The sequence below is a fragment of the Kamptonema sp. PCC 6506 genome (assembly GCF_000180455.1).
Classification (GTDB): domain Bacteria; phylum Cyanobacteriota; class Cyanobacteriia; order Cyanobacteriales; family Microcoleaceae; genus Kamptonema; species Kamptonema formosum.
Genome location: NZ_CACA01000118.1, coordinates 1 through 874 on the forward strand (window position 1 = coordinate 1; position 874 = coordinate 874).

Annotated in this window: 1 protein-coding gene; it reads right to left on the reverse strand. The window is 48.3% G+C overall.

Annotated elements, in window-relative coordinates; all coding sequences use genetic code 11:
* Positions 1–16: 16 nt before the first annotated feature.
* On the reverse strand, positions 17–874 hold an 858-nt coding region (locus tag OSCI_RS06870), incomplete at its 5' end, for a tetratricopeptide repeat protein (protein ID WP_039961846.1).

The window sequence follows — 874 nt, forward strand, 5'->3', positions numbered from 1 at the left end:
ATCTCCCCATCTCCCCTTAAGGCATCTCCGGCGCGGGTGCGTCTTGAAGTTGGGCGAGGGTGGCTTGAATGCGGGGAGTTGCTAATAACTTTTTAGCTTCTGCAATTAAGCGATCGCCCCAAAGATTTTCCTTAAGGAAGTCTATCCCTGCATAGCGCTTGTCTATCCGCAGTGCGGTTTCTGCGATCGCTAGACCTTGTTCTCGATCGCCTTTGCTATATAAAGCTATTGCCAGAGCCATCATTGGTTCTGCTGCTTTTTCCTCGATGGCAACTGCCTCTCGCCAGCGGCGAATGGCACCGTCAGTATCACCCATTTCGTATTTTACTAACCCAATATTGTTAATAGCTGGCCAGCGTTCTTTTTCCTGACCTTTGGCTTTTTCATACTGAGCTACTGCTTTTTCGTAATGGGCGATCGCATCTTGAAATTTGCCCAGTTTGTAGAAGGCATTGCCTAAATCAAATAAAGCTCCAGGGGTATCAGGTTTTATTCTTAAGCCTGCTTGTAGTTGTTCAATTGCTTTGTCATATTGAGCTTGGCGGAAGTGTACTTCTCCTAAGAAAAAGCGGATGTCTGCATTCTCAGGTGCAAGAGTCTGAGCTTGCTGCAAAGCAATAATCCCTTCGTCAAACTTCTGCACGCGCATATATAAAATCCCCAATAAAATCCAAGTTTGATACTTGTTGGGGGCGAGCTGTGTGGCTAGCTGAGCTCTGGGCAGGGCGAGCTCGTACTGTTGGAATTGCTCCAACTGGGCGGCTTCCTGTGCAAGGCTCACGCCTGTTTGCTCTAATTCGGCTGATTCTAGTTGGGGGGTGTAGGGAAGGAATGCCTGTGCGGAAACTGGCTTAGGCAAGCTCCATAAACCGAG